The 16,543-nt window shown below is 67.6% G+C and carries 18 protein-coding genes; 8 read left to right on the top strand and 10 right to left on the bottom strand.

Going from position 1 to position 16,543, the window contains the following annotated elements:
• The 3 genes from KGQ91_RS12790 to gloB form a co-directional block, all read right to left on the bottom strand.
• On the bottom strand, positions 1-1,833 hold the full coding sequence (locus KGQ91_RS12790) for an extracellular solute-binding protein (RefSeq protein ID WP_163648595.1): 1,833 nt from the start codon (positions 1,831-1,833) through the stop codon (positions 1-3).
• 133 nt (positions 1,834-1,966) lie between these two features.
• Positions 1,967-3,268, bottom strand: a complete 1,302-nt coding sequence (locus KGQ91_RS12785) for a LysM peptidoglycan-binding domain-containing protein (protein WP_224414888.1) — start codon at positions 3,266-3,268, stop codon at positions 1,967-1,969.
• Between the two features lie 46 nt (positions 3,269-3,314).
• Positions 3,315-4,082 carry a hydroxyacylglutathione hydrolase gene (gene gloB, locus KGQ91_RS12780; RefSeq protein WP_224414889.1) on the bottom strand — a complete coding sequence of 256 codons (768 nt, stop codon included), beginning with the start codon at positions 4,080-4,082 and terminating at the stop codon, positions 3,315-3,317.
• Positions 4,083-4,217: 135 nt separating this feature from the next.
• Here gloB and KGQ91_RS12775 point away from each other — a divergent pair, with 135 nt between their 5' ends.
• From KGQ91_RS12775 to KGQ91_RS12750, 6 genes are all read left to right on the top strand, one after another.
• Positions 4,218-5,012 (top strand): methyltransferase domain-containing protein, encoded by a 795-nt coding sequence (locus tag KGQ91_RS12775; protein WP_224414890.1) that lies wholly within the window; start codon positions 4,218-4,220, stop codon positions 5,010-5,012.
• The gene (gene rnhA, locus KGQ91_RS12770; protein WP_205596229.1) at positions 5,005-5,466 is read left to right on the top strand and encodes a ribonuclease HI; all 462 of its coding nucleotides are present in this window, start codon (positions 5,005-5,007) and stop codon (positions 5,464-5,466) included. The genes KGQ91_RS12775 and rnhA overlap by 8 nt, the downstream gene beginning before the upstream one ends.
• A 46-nt stretch (positions 5,467-5,512) precedes the next feature.
• Positions 5,513-6,253, top strand: a complete 741-nt coding sequence (gene dnaQ, locus KGQ91_RS12765; protein WP_224414891.1) for a DNA polymerase III subunit epsilon — start codon at positions 5,513-5,515, stop codon at positions 6,251-6,253.
• Positions 6,223-7,029, top strand: a complete 807-nt coding sequence (gene nudC, locus KGQ91_RS12760) for an NAD(+) diphosphatase (RefSeq protein WP_224414892.1) — start codon at positions 6,223-6,225, stop codon at positions 7,027-7,029. Before dnaQ ends, nudC begins: the two co-directional genes overlap by 31 nt.
• 151 nt (positions 7,030-7,180) lie before the next feature.
• A complete protein-coding gene (locus KGQ91_RS12755) occupies positions 7,181-7,846 on the top strand; it encodes a 7-cyano-7-deazaguanine/7-aminomethyl-7-deazaguanine transporter (protein ID WP_224414893.1) in 666 nt (221 codons plus the stop codon).
• A gap of 63 nt (positions 7,847-7,909) precedes the next feature.
• On the top strand, positions 7,910-8,698 hold the full coding sequence (locus KGQ91_RS12750) for an alpha/beta fold hydrolase (protein ID WP_224414894.1): 789 nt from the start codon (positions 7,910-7,912) through the stop codon (positions 8,696-8,698).
• Positions 8,699-8,773: 75 nt separating this feature from the next.
• Here the strand turns inward: KGQ91_RS12750 and KGQ91_RS12745 are convergent, their stop codons facing one another.
• Positions 8,774-9,922 carry an ABC transporter substrate-binding protein gene (locus KGQ91_RS12745; protein ID WP_224421128.1) on the bottom strand — a complete coding sequence of 383 codons (1,149 nt, stop codon included), beginning with the start codon at positions 9,920-9,922 and terminating at the stop codon, positions 8,774-8,776.
• Between the two features lie 151 nt (positions 9,923-10,073).
• Between KGQ91_RS12745 and KGQ91_RS12740 the strand changes: the two genes are divergently transcribed.
• Positions 10,074-11,780: a potassium/proton antiporter gene (locus KGQ91_RS12740; protein ID WP_224421127.1), complete on the top strand. Its 1,707-nt coding sequence runs from the start codon at positions 10,074-10,076 to the stop codon at positions 11,778-11,780.
• Between the two features lie 18 nt (positions 11,781-11,798).
• Here KGQ91_RS12740 and KGQ91_RS12735 read toward each other — a convergent pair whose 3' ends face one another.
• Positions 11,799-12,008, bottom strand: a complete 210-nt coding sequence (locus KGQ91_RS12735) for a hypothetical protein (RefSeq protein ID WP_224421126.1) — start codon at positions 12,006-12,008, stop codon at positions 11,799-11,801.
• Between the two features lie 83 nt (positions 12,009-12,091).
• A complete protein-coding gene (locus KGQ91_RS12730) occupies positions 12,092-12,352 on the bottom strand; it encodes a hypothetical protein (protein WP_224421125.1) in 261 nt (86 codons plus the stop codon).
• 149 nt (positions 12,353-12,501) lie between these two features.
• On the opposite strand from KGQ91_RS12730, the gene hrpB reads away from it, so the two are divergent.
• Positions 12,502-14,943 (top strand): ATP-dependent helicase HrpB, encoded by a 2,442-nt coding sequence (hrpB, locus tag KGQ91_RS12725; protein ID WP_224421124.1) that lies wholly within the window; start codon positions 12,502-12,504, stop codon positions 14,941-14,943.
• Between the two features lie 116 nt (positions 14,944-15,059).
• Here hrpB and KGQ91_RS12720 read toward each other — a convergent pair whose 3' ends face one another.
• The 4 genes from KGQ91_RS12720 to KGQ91_RS12705 form a co-directional block, all read right to left on the bottom strand.
• On the bottom strand, positions 15,060-15,203 hold the full coding sequence (locus KGQ91_RS12720) for a hypothetical protein (protein WP_163648575.1): 144 nt from the start codon (positions 15,201-15,203) through the stop codon (positions 15,060-15,062).
• Positions 15,196-15,519, bottom strand: a complete 324-nt coding sequence (locus KGQ91_RS12715) for a hypothetical protein (protein WP_224421123.1) — start codon at positions 15,517-15,519, stop codon at positions 15,196-15,198. The genes KGQ91_RS12720 and KGQ91_RS12715 overlap by 8 nt, the downstream gene beginning before the upstream one ends.
• A 362-nt stretch (positions 15,520-15,881) precedes the next feature.
• Positions 15,882-16,187 (bottom strand): addiction module antidote protein, encoded by a 306-nt coding sequence (locus tag KGQ91_RS12710; RefSeq protein ID WP_224421122.1) that lies wholly within the window; start codon positions 16,185-16,187, stop codon positions 15,882-15,884.
• The gene (locus tag KGQ91_RS12705) at positions 16,184-16,516 is read right to left on the bottom strand and encodes a type II toxin-antitoxin system RelE/ParE family toxin (RefSeq protein WP_224421121.1); all 333 of its coding nucleotides are present in this window, start codon (positions 16,514-16,516) and stop codon (positions 16,184-16,186) included. Before KGQ91_RS12705 ends, KGQ91_RS12710 begins: the two co-directional genes overlap by 4 nt.
• Positions 16,517-16,543 lie beyond the last annotated feature (27 nt).

Here is a 16,543-nt window from a genome sequence, read left to right as displayed (position 1 = left end):
CTACCCTCCGTGCTGACGGGCTTCGATACGCGGGCCTTCGTCGGGGTCGACCCACCAGGCATCGAAATCAAGGCCGTATTCAGGAGATGGCTGCGGGTGGCCGAACTTGTCCCACAGCGCGATGCGTGTCGCGCCGAGGTGGAACTGCGGAATCACGTAGAAGCCCCAGCGCAGCACACGATCCAGGGCCCTGGCGGCGGTATCCAGGGCCTGACGGGAGTCGGCCCGGATCAGGTCATCGACCAGAGCATCGATGGCGGGGTTCTTCAAGCCGATGAGGTTGCGGCTCTGGGGCTGGTCGGCATAGGCCGAGGTCCAGTACTCGCGCTGTTCGTTGCCGGGATTGATCGACTGCGGGAAGGTGGCGATGACCATGTCGTAGTCGAAGCTGCGCAACCGGTTCAGGTACTGGTTGACGTCGACGGTGCGAATCTTGCCCTGAATGCCGATGCGCTTGAGATTCTTGAGCAAAGGCTGGACGATGCGCTCGAACTGAGTGTCATACAGCAGGACTTCCAGCGTGAAGGGCTTGCCGGTCTCGCGATTCACCATCTGGCCGTTCTGTATCTCGTAGCCGGCATCGCGCATCAGGCCCAGCGCCTTGCGCAGCCGAGGGCGCAGGTCTTCCGGCTCCGCGATGGGCAGCGGCTTGTCGAAGACGGCATCGGGCAACTGATCGCGATAGGGCTCGAGCAGCGCCAGCTCACCCGGGCCGGGCTTGCCGCCGGCCGCCATCGGCGAGTTCTCGAAGTAACTGCGCGTGCGCTTGTAGGCCCCGTAGAAGAGGTTGTCGTTGAGCCAGGGGAAGTAGAACGCCAGGTTCAGGGCCTCCCGGACTCGCGGGTCCTGGAACTTCTCGCGCCGCAGGTTCATCACGTAGGCCTGCATGCCCGCCGGTTGCCCATCCGGCACCAGCAGCTTCTTGACGAAGCCCTGCTCGGCGGCCGGGAAGTCATAGGCCGTCGCCCAGTTGCTGGCACTGGATTCGATGCGCAGGTCGAGGTTGCCTGCCTTGAAGGCCTCGAGGGCCACGGTCTGATCCCGGTAATAGTCGAAGACCAGGCGGGCGATGTTGTGCCGCCCCCGGTTGACCGGCAGATCGCGTCCCCAGTAGTCGTCGACCCGGTCGTAGACGATACGCTGGCCGGGCTTGATGGCGGCGATGCGGTAGGGGCCGGAGCCCAGCGGCTTGTCGAGGGTGGGGCGGGTGAAGTCCCGGTTCGCCCAGTAGTGCTTGGGCAGGACGGGCAGCTGGCCGAGAATCAGTGGAAGCTCACGCGAGTTGGCCTTGGCGAAGTCGAAGCGCACGGTGTCGTCATCCAGCGCCTGTGCCGAGGTCACATCGGCATAATAGGCCGCGTAGAAGGGCTGGCCCTCGTCCCGCAGCAGGCGAAAGCTGAATACCACGTCCTCGGCGGTGACCGGCGTGCCGTCGTGAAAGCGTGCCCCGGGATTGATGTCGAACTCCATCCAGCGCCGGTCGGGATCGAGTCGTACCCCCGACGCCAGCAGGCCGTACATCGAGAAGGGCTCGTCGGGGTTGCTGGCCAGCAGGGTGTCATAGACCGCCATCAAGCCACTGGCCGGGGTTCCCTTGACGATGAAGGGATTGGTGGAGTCGAAGCTGCCGACCGACGCGCGTACCAGTTCGCCGCCCTGCGGTGCCTCGGGATTGACGTAGGGGAAATGGGTGAAGCCGGGTTTCAGGGCCGGCTGATCATACAGCGACAGCCCCGTCACCGTGGGTACCTCGGCAGCAGAGGCCGCAAACGAGAAGGAAGCAGGAGTCAACAGCGAAACGGCAAGCAACGCCGCCAGGGCGCTTCGTAGCATGGATGGTTTCCTTCTGGTCACGCGTTCACCCGCGATGCCCTCGCCACGCCGGACATCGACGTGCCGGGGCGTCTTCTCGACCCCGCCGGGAGATAGAGGTTCCCGGCGGCTCTCCGAGGCCGGTCCCGAGCGGTCAGTGCGAATACAGTGTCAGCCGCTGGCCGGGATGTAAATATGCCGCCGTGTCCAGGCCGTTCCAGCGGGCAATCTCCGCAGCGGTGACATCGTGTCGGGCGGCGATGCGGCTCAGGCTGTCGCCGGGGCGCACCTTGACCACGAGCCGTTCGTCCGGATCGGCCTGGGCCGTCATGCGACCGGCAGGCACTCTCAGGATCTGACCGATGCGAATCATGTTGCCTCGCAGGTCGTTCTCCCGCCGCAGCACGCTGATGGGCACGCCCTGGCGTGCGGCAATCGCGGAAAGCGTGTCGCCACGGCGCACTCGATAGCGTTGCCAGCGAGCCAGGGCGGCGTCGGGCTGGCGATCCAGCGCGGCCACGAAGGTGTCGCGCGCCGTCGCCGGGACCAGCAGGGCCGGCGACCGGGACGGCAGGGTCATGTTCTGCAGCAGCCCGGGGTTCAGGCGACGCAGCCGAACGGGGGCGATGCCGGCCAGCTTCGCGGCTCGTGACAGGTCGATCTGACCGGGAATCTCGACCCTGGCGAAGCCCGGGCGGTCGGGGATCGAGGGCAGCTGGACCCCGTACTGTTGGGGGGAGGCAATGATCCGCGACAGGGCCAGCAGCTTGGGCACATAGTTCATGGTCTGCCGCGGCAGATGCAGGCTCCAGTAGTCGCCGCTTCCGCCGCGTGCCTGCGCCTGGCGAATCGCCCGATTCACGGTGCCGGCGCCGGCATTGTAGGCGGCCAGGGCCAGTTCGAAGTCGCCGTCATACCACTGGTCGGCCTGTTGCTGCAGGTAATCGAGCGCCGCCTTGGTCGAGCGGATCACGTCGACACGGCCGTCATACCACCAGTCCCGCCGGACCCCCAGGGCATCGCTGGTACCCGGCATCAGCTGCCACAGGCCGGTGGCGCCGCCCGGATGCTTGGCGGTGGGCTTGTAGGCACTCTCGATGAACGGCAGCAGCGCGATCTCGGCGGGCATGTCGCGCTGTTCGACTTCCTGGGTGATCCAGTAGAGCCAGGGGCGCGCGCGCTCGGCGATTTCCGCCACCCCGCGGGGGTGACGCCGGTAGTAGTCGATCCAGTGCTTTACCCGAGGTTCGCGGGCATCGAAGGACCACGCAAAGCCCTGGCGGAGCTGCTCCCAGACATCCCGGGGCTGGGCATGTACCATCAGCGCATCCCAGAACGACCCGGATGACTCGGGTGGCATTGCCGCGGCATGCACGCCACCGGCCAGTGAGGTCAGTGTCAGAAGCAGACCACCCGCCAGGTGTCGGCCTCGGCGGGACAAGGGTCGGTTGGTCATGTCGTTGAAGCCTCGTGGGCGCAGGAGTGAGCGTCCATGGGACGGATTAGAAGCGGTCTTTCCAGGCACGCAGGGTGGCGAAGGTCGCCAGCGACGAGCCGGCATCGCCCTGGGCGGAAGCGGCCTGACGCACGCCCGGTTCCGCAGCACGCAGAAACGGGTTGATCTGGCGCTCCCTGCCGATCGTGCTGGGCAGGGTGGGGCGATCGAGCGAACGCGCCTGCTGGCATTCCGCGAGGAAGCGGTCGCGCAGCGCGTTGTCCGGCTCCGCGGCTTGGGCGAAGCGCAGGTTGGCCAGGGTGTACTCGTGGGCGGCAAAGACCAGAGTGTCTTCCGGCAGGGCCGCCAGGCGGGCCAGGGAATCGAACATCTGTTCGGGCGAGCCCTCGAAGAGCCGCCCGCAGCCGGCGGAAAACAGCGTGTCACCGCAGAAGAGCAGCGGCGGCGTGCCGGACGCGAAGAAGGCAATGTGATCCAGGGTGTGGCCCGGTACCGTGAGCACCTCGAAGCGCCGCCCGAGAATGCGGCAGGCATCGCCATCGCTCAACGGCTCGTCGATGCCGTCGATGCGGGAGCCGGCAGGGCCGACGACCCGGCAGCCATAGCGCTTGACCAGCTCGGCGACGCCCCCGGTATGGTCGGGGTGGTGATGCGTGACCAGGATGGTGTCGAGCGCCAGAGATTCGCGCTCGAGCGCTTCGCTGACCGGGCTCGCATCGCCCGGGTCGACGACCGCGACGTCGGGAGTGGCGTCCTGGCGCAATAGCCAGATATAGTTATCCGAGAAGGCCGGAATCGGTGTCACGCTCATCATGGGGTATTTCACCTCAGCAAGGTTGTCGGCAGCCGGCGGCGTGTGGCATCGATGCCGGGGATGTCGTCACCCACAGGGGACCCCGCAGATGCTGGCTGCGTGAAATGGCATAAACCTTGGGGGGATCGAGCCGCCGTGTCAAATTCGGAGCCGTCGATTCAGCTGGCCCGGCTGGTGCGAGAAGGCCGACGCTACTGGTCGACACCCGCCGGGCAGTCGCACTGGCAGGCCGAGCGAGCCTGCCTGGGGCCGGTCTGCGAGCGGCTGTTCGGCCAGCACAGCCTGCAGGTCGGCATGGCTCCGCGCCTGACCGACATGTGCCCGATCCGCCACGCACTCAGCTGGGCCCCCACGCGGGAACTGGCCGAGGATGATCGGCATGTGGTCTGTCTGCCCGACCATTTCCCGCTGCCCGACGAAAGCCTGTCGCTGGTCGTCGTTCATCATCTGCTGGAAGTCATCCCGGAGCCACACCGGCTCCTGCAGGAACTCACGCGCCTGGTCGCCGACGATGGCCGGTTGATCCTCTTCGGCTGGTCGCCGATGGGCATCGAGGGGTGGCGCCGCCCCTGGCCGGGGCGACGCGAGTGGCTGCCGTGGCGAGGACACTGGCGTTCCCCCGGCCGTCTGCGCGACTGGCTGGCGTTTGTCGACTTCGAAATCCAGCGAGTAGACTACTGTGCCTTCCGGCTGCCCGGCGGTCAGCCCGGCAGCCCGGGGCTGGAGACCTTCGGGCGGCGCTACAACCTGCCACTGGGGGACAGCTACATGATCCAGGCCTGTCGTCGGGTACAGCGCGTGCAGGTGGTCAGGCCACGGCTGCCTGCCAGCGTTCCCGGCGGCCACCTGATCGGCCACGCGACGCGGGTCGCCCGTACGCCGGAGGAGCACGACGAATGCCAACACGAGAGGATTGCCGAGCTTGACTGATCACCCGTTACCCACCGTCACGATCCATACCGACGGGGCCTGTCGCGGCAATCCCGGGCCCGGAGGCTGGGGGGCACTGCTGGAATCGGGCCCCCACGAGAAGACGCTCAACGGCTTCGAGGCGGAAACCACCAACAACCGCATGGAACTCAAGGCGGCGCTGATGGCGCTGCGGGAACTCAAGCGCCCCTGTCGCGTCGCGCTCTACACCGACTCCGAATATCTGCGCAAGGGCATCACCGAGTGGATCCACGGCTGGCAGAAGCGCGGCTGGAAGACCGCCTCGCGGCAGCCGGTCAAGAATGCGCAGCTCTGGCGGGAACTGCTCGACGAGACCCGCCGCCATCAGATCGAGTGGCACTGGGTGAAGGGACACAGCGGCCATCCGGGCAACGAGCGCGCCGATGCCCTGGCCAACGAGGCCATCGACGCCGCCGTGGCCGCCACGGGCTGATCCACCCCTGTCACACTTTTCCTTGCTTTGCAGTCAGCGAGACACCATGCGCCAGATCATACTCGACACCGAAACCACCGGCATCGATCCCCGTGAGGGCCACCGCCTCATCGAGATCGGCGCCGTGGAAATGGTCAACCGGCGGTTGACCGGCCGGACCTACCACCAGTACATCAATCCCGAACGCACGATCGATGCCGAGGCCATTGAGGTGCACGGCATCACCAACGAGCAGGTCGCCGACGAACCGGTCTTCGCCGAGATCGCGGATGCCTTCTGGGACTTCATCCGGGGCGGCGAGCTGGTCATTCACAACGCTGCGTTCGACGTCGGCTTCATCGATCACGAGTTCTCGCGGCTCAACGCCCACCGGGGCGAGCCGAAGCTCGGCCCGGTCGCCGAGCATTGCGGCATCCTGGATACCCTGCAGCTGGCCCGCGACAAGCACCCCGGCCAGCGCAACAACCTCGACGCCCTCTGCAAGCGCTACGCGATCGACAACGGTCACCGCGTGCTGCACGGGGCGCTGCTGGATGCCGAGATTCTCGCCGATGTGTATCTGGCGATGACCGGCGGACAGACCGCCCTGTTGCTCGATGCCGACGGCAGCGAAGACGGAGGCGACGCCAGCCCGGGCACCGCCCGTGTCCGGCGGCTGAGCGCGGACCGGCCGTCGCTCGCCGTGGTGCGTCCCAGCGAACAGGAGTGGGCCGCCCATGACGCCAAGCTGGCCGCCATTCGCGACAAGGCGGGGCAATGCCTCTGGGACGGCATGCCATCCTCATGACGTTTCGCCGCGAGCTCCCCGACGCCGAGACCTGCACCGGCGGCCTGTTGATCCGGGTGGACAGCGCCAACGGGATCGCCGCCGGACAGGATGACCAGCCCTTCACCAAGGTGGCCACCTGGCCGGCCGCGGCGCAGCCCCTGGGGTTCTGGGAAGAGCAGGCCATCGCCGTGCTCGCCGAGCCCGAGCCTCGGGACTGGCCCTCGGCGCGCCAGTGGCTGAACGGCTGGGACGAGTCGCGCTTCGCGCTGCTGTCGACGGCCCTGCAGGTCGTCGCCTGGCAGCGCAACCACCGCTTCTGCGGGCGCTGCGGGCATTCCCCCCGGCGCATCAGCGGCGAATTCGCCATGCACTGCGACCACTGCGGGCATCGCAACTACCCCCGCATCTCGCCCTGCATCATTACCCTGGTGACCCATGGCGATGACCTGCTGCTGGCCCGCAGCCCGCGCTTTCCTCCGGGCCGCTACTCGACGCTGGCGGGCTTCATCGAGCCCGGTGAGGCGGCCGAGGAGGCCGTGCATCGCGAGGTGTTCGAGGAAGTGGGCGTGACGATCGGCCGACTGCGCTACTTCGGCAGCCAGTCGTGGCCATTTCCGCATTCCCTGATGCTGGGCTTCTTCGCCGAGGCCACCAGCCGGCGCATTCGCATCGATGGCGTGGAAATCGCCGACGCCGCCTGGTTCACGCCGCGCCGACTGCCGCAGCTGCCGCCGAGCTATTCGATCTCGCGTGCGCTGATCGATCGCTTTCTGGCCGACAGGCGCCCCCGCTGACGCTTGTCGGCCCCGGTTCGACAGGCACATGCCACGACGTCACGATCGATTTCGCGTATAATTCGCGCCCCTGAACTGCCGCGGGCCGGCAGGTCCGCACCCGAGGGTTCCCTCACCCCTCGTGCCATCACCCAAAAAGGATGCCTGTCGCATGCTGTCACTGAGTCCCGGCCAGTACCGTCGCTGTCTGACCGCTCTGGCCGCCTTTCACATCCTGGTCATCACCGCCAGCAATTACCTGGTGCAACTGCCGTTCACCATGGGCGGCCTGCACACCACCTGGGGCGCCTTCAGCTTCCCGTTCATCTTCCTGGCCACCGACCTGACCGTGCGTCTGTTCGGCAAGACCTCGGCACGCCGCATCATCGCGCGGGTCATGCTGCCGGCGCTGGTGATCTCCTATCTGCTCTCGGTACTGTTCGAGAAGGGGGAGTTCCGCAGCCTGGCCGCCCTGGGCACCTTCAACCTGTTCGTGGCGCGGATCGCCCTGGCCAGCTTCATGGCCTACGTGATCGGGCAGTTGCTGGACATCCAGGTCTTCGATCGCCTGCGGCGCAGTGCGCGCTGGTGGGTGGCTCCGGCGGTCTCGACGCTGTTCGGCAACCTGGCGGACACCTTCGCCTTCTTCGCGATTGCCTTCCATCATGGCCCGGACGCCTTCATGGCCAGTCACTGGGTCGAGATCGCCTGGGTGGACTACGCCGTCAAGCTGACCATCTCGCTGTTGCTGTTCCTGCCCATGTACGGCCTGCTGCTGGGTGTCCTGACTCGCCGGCTGCTGTCCTGGGGCGCACAGCCTACACGAGAGGGCATCTGACTTGTCGTCGCCTCGCATCCGCGGGGCGGCCCATCATCCCGCGACCGCAAGGGGAGGACCTCCATGAGTGACACCGTCGAGCTTCATTATCAGGCGGATGGCCCGGAAGACACGCGCCCGCTGGTGATCCTGCACGGTCTGTTCGGCAGCGCCGACAACTGGCGCTCTCATGCCAAGCAGTGGCAGCGCCGGCGCCGGGTCGTGGCCGTCGACCTGCGCAACCACGGCCGTTCGCCTCACGTGGCGGGCATGAGCTATGCCGCCATGGCCGATGACGTGATCGCGCTGCTGGACCGGCTGCAGATCACGGACTGCGACCTGCTGGGACACTCGATGGGCGGCAAGGTCGCCATGAGCGTGGCACGCCTGGCGCCACGACGCGTCGCCTCGCTGATCGTGGCCGACATCGCGCCGATCGCCTATGAACATGGCCATGACAGCATCTTCGCCGCCATGCGCCGCGTCGAGCGTAGCCGACCCGCATCGCGCCAGGAGGCCGATGCCCTGATGGCCGAGGAGATCGACAGCTCGGCCACCCGGCTGTTCCTGGCCACCAATCTGGTGCGGGAGGGCGGCGTCATGCGCTGGCGGGTCGGCCTCGACGAGATCGCCGCCGACTATGACGCCATCATCGACGTGCCCGCCGGCGACAGCCCCTACGAAGGACCGGCGCTGGAGATCCGCGGCGCCCAATCGCCCTATGTACCGGACAGCACCCTGCCGGCCCTGCGTGCCATCCTGCCGAATGTCGAGATCGTCACTCTCGAGGCCGGCCATTGGGTCCATGCCGAGGTGCCCAAGCCGTTCCGCGAGGCGGTGGATGCCTTCCTGGAGGCGGGCGAGTCACACTGATCCCCCGTCGGCTGGCGAGACACCGTCCGTGAGGGGCTTGTCACGGGCGGCGTGTCGGACGCCAGGTGGTCGAGTTCACGGCGTGTCCAGTTCGACCGCGAGATTCGACAACGGCGTGACCTCGTCCCGCAGCCCCCGCTTGTTCAGATAGCGCTCGAAGCCACGGTAGCGCTCCGGCTGGAGCAGGGCCGGGCGCAGCGCGAAGTAGCGCACCACGTTCGGCCAGGCATCGGCATTGGCCGTCGTGTCCAGTGCCGGCTCGGCCTTGCGGATCAGGTTCCAGGCCGCGTCGGGGTGCTGGATGATCCACACGGTGGCCTGCTCCAGGGCCTTCAGGAAATGCGAGATATCGCGGCGGTGCTGAGCGAGCGTGTCGCGATTGGCCACGATGATCAGCGCATCGTACAGCGGCAGCCCGCTGTCCTCGGTGGTCAGTTCATGGGTCGCCACGCCCTGTCTGGCCAGGCCGTCACGCTCGGTCGGCCGCAGGGGGGCGATGATCGCGTCGACGTCCCCATCGGCCAGCGCCCGGCCCAGGGCGAAGTCGAGCGGCTTGAGCGTCACGTCATTGGCGGTCAGCGGCTGCTGATCGAGCAGGGCATCGAGGTAGACCTGGGCCACGCTCTCGGTGGCATAGCCGATCGTCTTGCCCTTGAGCCGGGCCAGCGAGTCGATGCCGGCATCATCGCGCACCAGCAAGCCGCTCAGGGGCAGCGGGATCAGGGTGGCGACCCTGACCAGCGGCATGCCCCTGGCGACCAGATGATGCAGGGTCGGCTGCGATGTCAGCGCCAGCTCCGCCCGGTCGGCGGCGACCAGCTTGGCCGGCACGCTGGGGTCGGCCGGGGCCGAGAGGGTCACGTCGAGCCCCTCGCGGTCGAAGAGCCCGCGTTCCCGGGCCACGATCAGCGGCGCGTGATAGGGATTGATGTACCAGTCCAGCATCACGCGCAGGGTGTGCGTCGGCGGCGGCGTGATCGGTTCCGGCTCGCTGCGGGTGAAATACGGCTCATCCGGGGCGGCGAGAAAGGCCGCTTCGGTGCCCTCGGCCAGCTGACGGAGCAGGGGGTTGTCTTGGAGGGGCGCTGCCGGCGCCGTTTCAAAACCGGCGACCTGCCGTGCCGAGGAGGCGGCACCGGCGTCGACCGTGGTCGCCGCCAGTACCGAGGGGCTGATCACCAGCCAGACACTCATCAGGAGTGTCGAAAGGCGTCGCTCCAGCATGAAGGGTTCCTTGTAGATCGCGATGAGACGCCCGCCGAACGGGCGGCGAACCAGTCTATCCTTGCCGTCCGGGAGAGGCCAGAAGGGCAGCCACCTGCTCACGCTTCTACGACCATGGCATAATGGCGTTCTGTCTGGGCAAGGATCGGCCATGGATAGCGTCAATACCCTGTTTCTCTTCGGCGGCTCCCTGCTGGCCCTGAGCATTCTGGCCAGCCGGCTCTCGTCGCTGTTCGGCGTGCCGCTGCTGTTGATCTTCCTCGCCCTGGGGATGCTGGTCGGCGAGGACGGCCTGCTGGGCATCGAGTTCGACAACTACCCGCTGGCCTTTCTGATCGGCAACCTGGCCCTGGCGCTGATCCTGCTCGACGGCGGCCTGCGCACCCGGCTCAAGACCTTCCGCGTGGGGTTCAAGCCGGCGCTGTCGCTGGCCACCATCGGGGTCTTCCTGACCAGCGGCATCGTCGGCCTGTTCGCCACCTGGCTGCTGGACCTGACGCCGGCAGAGGGCCTGCTGGTCGGCGCGATCGTCGGCTCCACCGATGCCGCGGCGGTGTTCTCGATGCTGAGCGGGCAGGGCGTCAACCTCAACGAGCGCGTGGGCGCGACCCTGGAGATCGAGTCGGGTACCAACGACCCCATGGCGATCTTCCTGACCCTGACCCTGGTCGCGCTGCTGACCGGCGAGATCGGCGGGCCGCTCGATACCCTGGGCATGTTCGTCAACCAGTTCGGTCTGGGGCTGGCGGTCGGCGTGGGCGCCGGCTGGCTGATCGCCCGGCTGCTGAGCTGGCTGGACCTGGCCCCCGGCCTCTATTCGTTGCTGACCCTGGGCCTGGGGCTGTGCGTGTTCGGCGTGACCAGCGCCCTGGGCGGCAGCGGCTTTCTGGCCATCTACCTGACCGGCCTGATGATCGGCAACCGTCCCGGACGTCACCTCAACTTCATCCTGCCCGTGCACGACGGTTTCGCCTGGCTGAGCCAGATCGGCCTGTTCCTGGTGCTGGGCCTGCTGGTCAGCCCGCGGGAGATGCTGTCCTATGCGCTGCCCGGCGCGGCGCTGTCGTTCGTGCTGATCTTCCTGGCCCGCCCCTTGGCCGTGGTGCTGGCCATCAAGCCGTTCTTCCGCTTCCGGTGGCGCGAGGTGATCTTCATCGCCTGGGTCGGCCTGCGCGGTGCGGTGCCGATCGTGCTGGCGATCTTTCCGGTCATCGGCGGGGTCGAGAACGCCGCGGTCTACTTCAACATCGCCTTCTTCGCCGTGCTGATGTCGCTGCTGGTCCAGGGCGGCACCCTGTCGCTGGTGGCACGCTGGACCCGGGTCCAGATTCCGCCACGGGTCACCCCCAATCGGCGCGGCCCCCTGGGGGTGCTGCCGGAAAACGACTACGAGATGTTCGTCTACCAGGTGGAAAACGACGCCCTCGAGGACGTGCCCATCCGCCTGCTGCGCTTCCCTTCCGGCGCCCTGATCTCGGCGCTGTTTCGCCAGCGCACCATGCTCCATCCCAAGGGCAGCACCCGATTGCGGCTGGGCGACGTGCTCTGCGTGATCGGCCGCAGCGCCGACCTCCCGGCCCTCAACCGGCTGTTCAATGGCGACGCCCGGCTCAAGCAGGAGCGCGCCTTCTTCGGCACCTTCACCCTGGACGGCCAGGCGCTGATGCGCGATGTCGCGGATGCCTACGGGCTGACGCTCAGCCCGGGGGAGCATGAGATGACGCTGGGCGAGTTCATGTCGCTGCGGGTGGGGGGGCATCCCGTGATCGGCGACGACGTCGACTGGCACGGGATTCACTGGGTGGTCAGCGAGATGCAGGGCAATCGGGTGACCCGGGTGGGGCTGCGCCTCTACTGAGGCGTCGCCGGGAGCGATTCAGCCGGTGCCCGGGTCCTCCCGACCCTCGGCTGGGGCGAGCGCGGCACGGTTCGAGGCCTTCAGACGAGCCATCTCGTCCTGAGCCGCGGCCTGGCTGGGAAAGGTACCCAGCGGCGTGCCGGTGTCGCTGTCGTAGAGTTCGTAACGCGTGGTGGTGTCATCCGACGAGCCCCGAAGCTCGCGGACGGACAGGGCTTGCTGCAACATGGGGTCTCCTGCCTGCATGAGGGAATGGCATTTCCAGAGTGGCACCATAGGCGCCACCCCCGGCATCCGGTCCATAACCTGCGTCAACGTGCCTCGGCATTCAGCCAGGCGCCGCAGCGCGTGCCGGCCCCGGCCCAGTCCTCGTCGACATGCATCACGAAGATGGCATCATCCTGATGGACCTGGGCCTTGAGCCGGTCGCGCAGGGCACCGGCGTCGCCCTCGGTCTCGAGCAGCCAGAAGCCATCCATGACGCTAACGTGAGGCACGGACTCGAGGATATCGTAGAAGCCATCGTAGGCATCGGGGCGCTGAAGATCGTAGTTCACTGCGTACACGGGCATATCATCACCTGCAGGGCATTATGGAATGCGTTATTCGTGGGTGAACCGCCGACGATACAAAGCGTGACACACCGGGCGCAACCGCCACCGAGGGCGGACAGTGTGTACCATGGTCGCACCCCGGCAGCCTGGCGAGAGACGACGAGACCATGAGAGTGCCGCAAGACCTTCCCATCGAGTCCCGCCTCGATGACATCCAGCACGCGCTGGCAACGCATACCCGCGCGATCCTGATCGCCGAGCCCGGGGCCGGCAAGACCACGCGAGTGCCGCTGGCCCTGCTCGACGCCGAGTGGTGTCGCGGTGGCAAGCTATTGCTGCTGGAGCCCCGGCGTGTCGCCGCCCGACTGGCCGCTCGCCACATGGCCGCGCAACTCGGTGAACCGGTGGGACAGACGGTCGGCTATCGCATGCGCGGTGAAAGCCGCACCAGCGAGGCGACGCGCCTGGAGGTGGTCACCCAGGGCGTGCTGACGCGCCTGCTCCAGGACGATCCGCTGCTCGAGGGCGTCGCCGGGCTGCTCTTCGACGAGTTTCACGAGCGCAGCCTGGAGACGGACCTGGGGCTGGCCCTGGCGCTGGATGCCCAGACCGGGCTGCGCGACGACCTGCGGCTGCTGGTCATGTCGGCCACCCTCGACGTCCAGGCCCTGCAGGCAGTGCTGGGCGAGGCGGCGCTCATCGAATGCCCCGGACGGCAGTTCCCGGTGACGACGCACTACCGCCCCCTCGACGCCCGTGACGTCGCGGCGCGGGAGCAGGCCCAAGTCGTGCGCGAGGCGCTCGACCGCGAAGCGGGAGACCTGCTGGTCATCCTGCCCGGTGTCGGCGAGATTCGGCGCCTGGCCCGGGAGCTCGAGCCGCTTCCCGACGGCGTGGTGGTACGCGAACTGCACGGGCGCCTGCCGATCGACACCCAGCAGCAGGCGATCGCCCGTGATCCCGAAGGTCGGCGGCGCATCGTCCTGGCCACGGCGATTGCCGAATCCAGCGTCACGGTGGAGGGGGTGCACACCGTCATCGACAGCGGCTTCGAGCGCGTGCCGGTCTTCCAGGCTCGGCGTGGCCTGACGCGCCTGGCCACGCGCCGTGTCAATCAGGCCAGTGCCGACCAGCGCCGGGGACGGGCAGGGCGGCAGGGGCCCGGCGCCTGTTACCGGCTCTGGGCCCGGGAGCAGCCGCTGCCGGCCCACGGCGAGCCCGAGATCCAGCAGGCAGACCTGGCGCCGCTGGCCTTCGAGCTGGCCCGCTGGGGGATCGACGACGCCGGCCAGCTTCGCTGGGTGACACCGCCGCCGGCCGCCGCGTTGACGGCGGGGCAGGCCCTGCTGCAGCGCCTGGGCGTGCTGGACGAGCATCGCCACCTGACCGCGCTGGGGCGGGCCTGCGCGCGCCATCCGGCGCACCCGCGGCTGGCCGTGATGCTCGAACGCGCCGGCCCGCTCGACGCCCGGCCGCTGGCCTGCTGGCTGGTGGCACTGCTCGAGGGGCGCGGGGCGACGGGTGACGAGCCCGATCTGGCGGCGGTCGTGGCGCGGCGCCCCGAACGTCAGGCGCAGGATCCGACCGGGAACTGGTACCGCGAGGCGCGGCGTCTGGCCGATCGGCTGGGATGCGGGTTGCGCGTGGACACCCTGGCCCCGCTGGGCGAGCTGCTGGCCATGGCCTACCCGGAGCGCGTGGCGCTGCGCCAGGCGCCCGGGCGCTTCAAGCTGGCAGCGGGCAATCAGGCCTGGCTCGACGAGCGCCACCCGCTGGCCCATGCCGAGACCCTGGTCGCGGTGGACCTCGACGGTCGGGCTCAGGGTGCCCGGATCTTCCGCGCGGCCCGGATCGAAAGCGAGCGGCTTGCCGCGCTGTTCCCCGAGACGCGCGACTACCGGCCCCGTCTGACGTGGGACGACACCGAGGCGCGCGTGGTGGGCGAGGAGGTCAGAGCCTTGGGCGAACTGATCCTGGCGCGGCGCCCCCTGCAGGAGCTGCCCGAAGACGCCGTTCACGAGGCCCTGCTGAGGGCGGTCCGGCGTCGGGGGCACCTGGCGCTGGATGGCGAAGCGCAGCAGCTGTGCGCCCGCGTCGCCCTGCTGCGACGTGCGCTCGGCGATGACTGGCCCGACTGGTCACAGGAGGCGCTGCTGGCGAGCCTGGAAACCTGGCTGCTGCCGTATCTTGGCGGGATACGGCGGCTCGACCGGCTCGATGCGTTGCCGTTCGCGCGGATTCTGCACGACCGGCTCGACTGGCCCCGGCGGCAGGCGCTGGATGACCTGGCGCCGAGCCATCTTCGCGTGCCCAGCGGCTCACGCGTGCGGCTCGATTACACCGGTGACGAACCGGTACTGGCGGTCAAGCTTCAGGAGCTGTTCGGGCTGGCGGAAACGCCCCGGCTGGCCGGCGGGCGCGTGCCGGTGCTGCTGCACCTGCTCTCGCCGGCGGGGCGCCCCCTGCAGGTCACCCGCGACCTGGGCAGCTTCTGGGCCCAGGGCTATTTCGAGGTACGCAAGGACATGCGGGGCCGCTATCCCAAGCATCCCTGGCCCGACGATCCGGCCACGGCCACGCCCACGGCGAGGACCAAACGGCATTTGTAGTGGGTGAGGTGTGAGGGGCCATGGGCAAAAAGGAGCGGCAAACAAGAAGGGCTGCCATTGGCAGCCCTTCGTTATCTTGTTCCCGCGTGTTGTCTTGTCACAGCGTGCCGTCAGCGTCAGGCGACATGTCTGGCAATCCAGTCGAGCACGCTGTCGGGAAGGGAAAGCTTGCCGTGTCGCTCACGGTTCTGGCTCCAGACCATGAGGCATGAGACGACGCCCAGCGTCATAAGCAGGCTCGCCAGCATCCATTCACTCATGAGGGTTACCTCGCTCGTCGGAGGCCTTGTCGCGTTCCACGTAACCATAGCCGAACGCGCCGATGAAGATCAACACGAGCCCCATGAGCACGCCCCAACCGACGCCATCCGTGTTGACGCTCGGGTTGGTGATGACCCAGCCGGCGGTGAAGCAGGTGGCCACGACGATGACTCCGACGTTTCGGGTGGCCTCCAGGAACTGCTGGCGGGTAGCGTGCGTTCCCGCCCTGCGGTGCGGCGACGGATGGGCTCGTCTGGCCTGCTCGCGGATGATGAGCTGCCGTAGTCGCCTGCGAATGCGTCCTGGGTGGGGCATGACCGACTCGATGACGTCAAGGGGGAAAGGGGGCAGGCGCGATGGCCTGGCCGAGCTCCTGCGTGCAGGGCTCGATCCGGATCCATGACTGTAACAGTCCAGTGGGATAGCCCGAAACGAAAACGCCCCGAGACCAGTAGGTGACTGAAATCTCGGGGCGACATGTTCGAAGTGGCGGAGGGACAGTCCGCCTCTGGGCGTTTTAAATCAACATCTTAAGTGACTGATTTCCACATACCCCACAACCAGCCCCACGAACAGGAAGGCGCTAGGGTGATGCTGGACGATGCCCTATAAGCGGGGTTTGGCGATGGTCGCCAGCCATTGCTCTGGGGCCTCCAGATGCAGTCATCGGGCGCGCTTCAGGATGCATGCCGCGTCAGGTCGTGGAAGTGGATGCCGGTCGCCTTGATCACGGCGGTCATGGTTCGCAGCGTCGGGTTCCCCTTGGGCGATAGTGCCCGGTACAGGCTCTCGCGTGAGACCTTGGCACGCTCGGCAACAGCCGCCATGCCGCCCTGGGCTTCCACCACATGACGCAGCGCCAGCAGGAAGGCAGACTCACCCCCCTCTTCGTCCAACTCGTCGAAGGCGGTGCGCAGGTAGTCGAGCGCCATGTCAGGGTCATCGCGCAGCATCTCAATCACAGCATCGTCGTGTCGTTTCATCTCCGGGCTCTCCTCCGGTGGTCGACCAGAAACGCCTTGGCCTGCTCGATGTCGGCCTGCTGGCGTTTCTTGGTGCCCCCGATCAACAACATCACCAGACGCCTGCCAACCTTAGCGTAATACACCCGGTAGCCAGGGCCATAGTCGATCCGCAGCTCTAGCACTCCATCACCAACGGCCTTGGTGTCGCCGGCATTGCCGGCGGCCAGGCGGTTAAGGCGGGTCAGCACGCGCATGGCTGCCTGGCGGTCCTTGGCCTTTGTAGCATCTAGCCAGGCTTGGAACGGATCGTGGCCGTCAGCGGTGAGGTAGTGCGTCAGCTCCATCATCGGGAGCATTGTAGCCTAAAAGCTACA

The sequence above is a fragment of the Modicisalibacter tunisiensis genome (assembly GCF_020148005.1).
Lineage (GTDB): Bacteria > Pseudomonadota > Gammaproteobacteria > Pseudomonadales > Halomonadaceae > Modicisalibacter > Modicisalibacter tunisiensis.
This window is presented reverse-complemented; position numbering and strand designations above follow the sequence as displayed.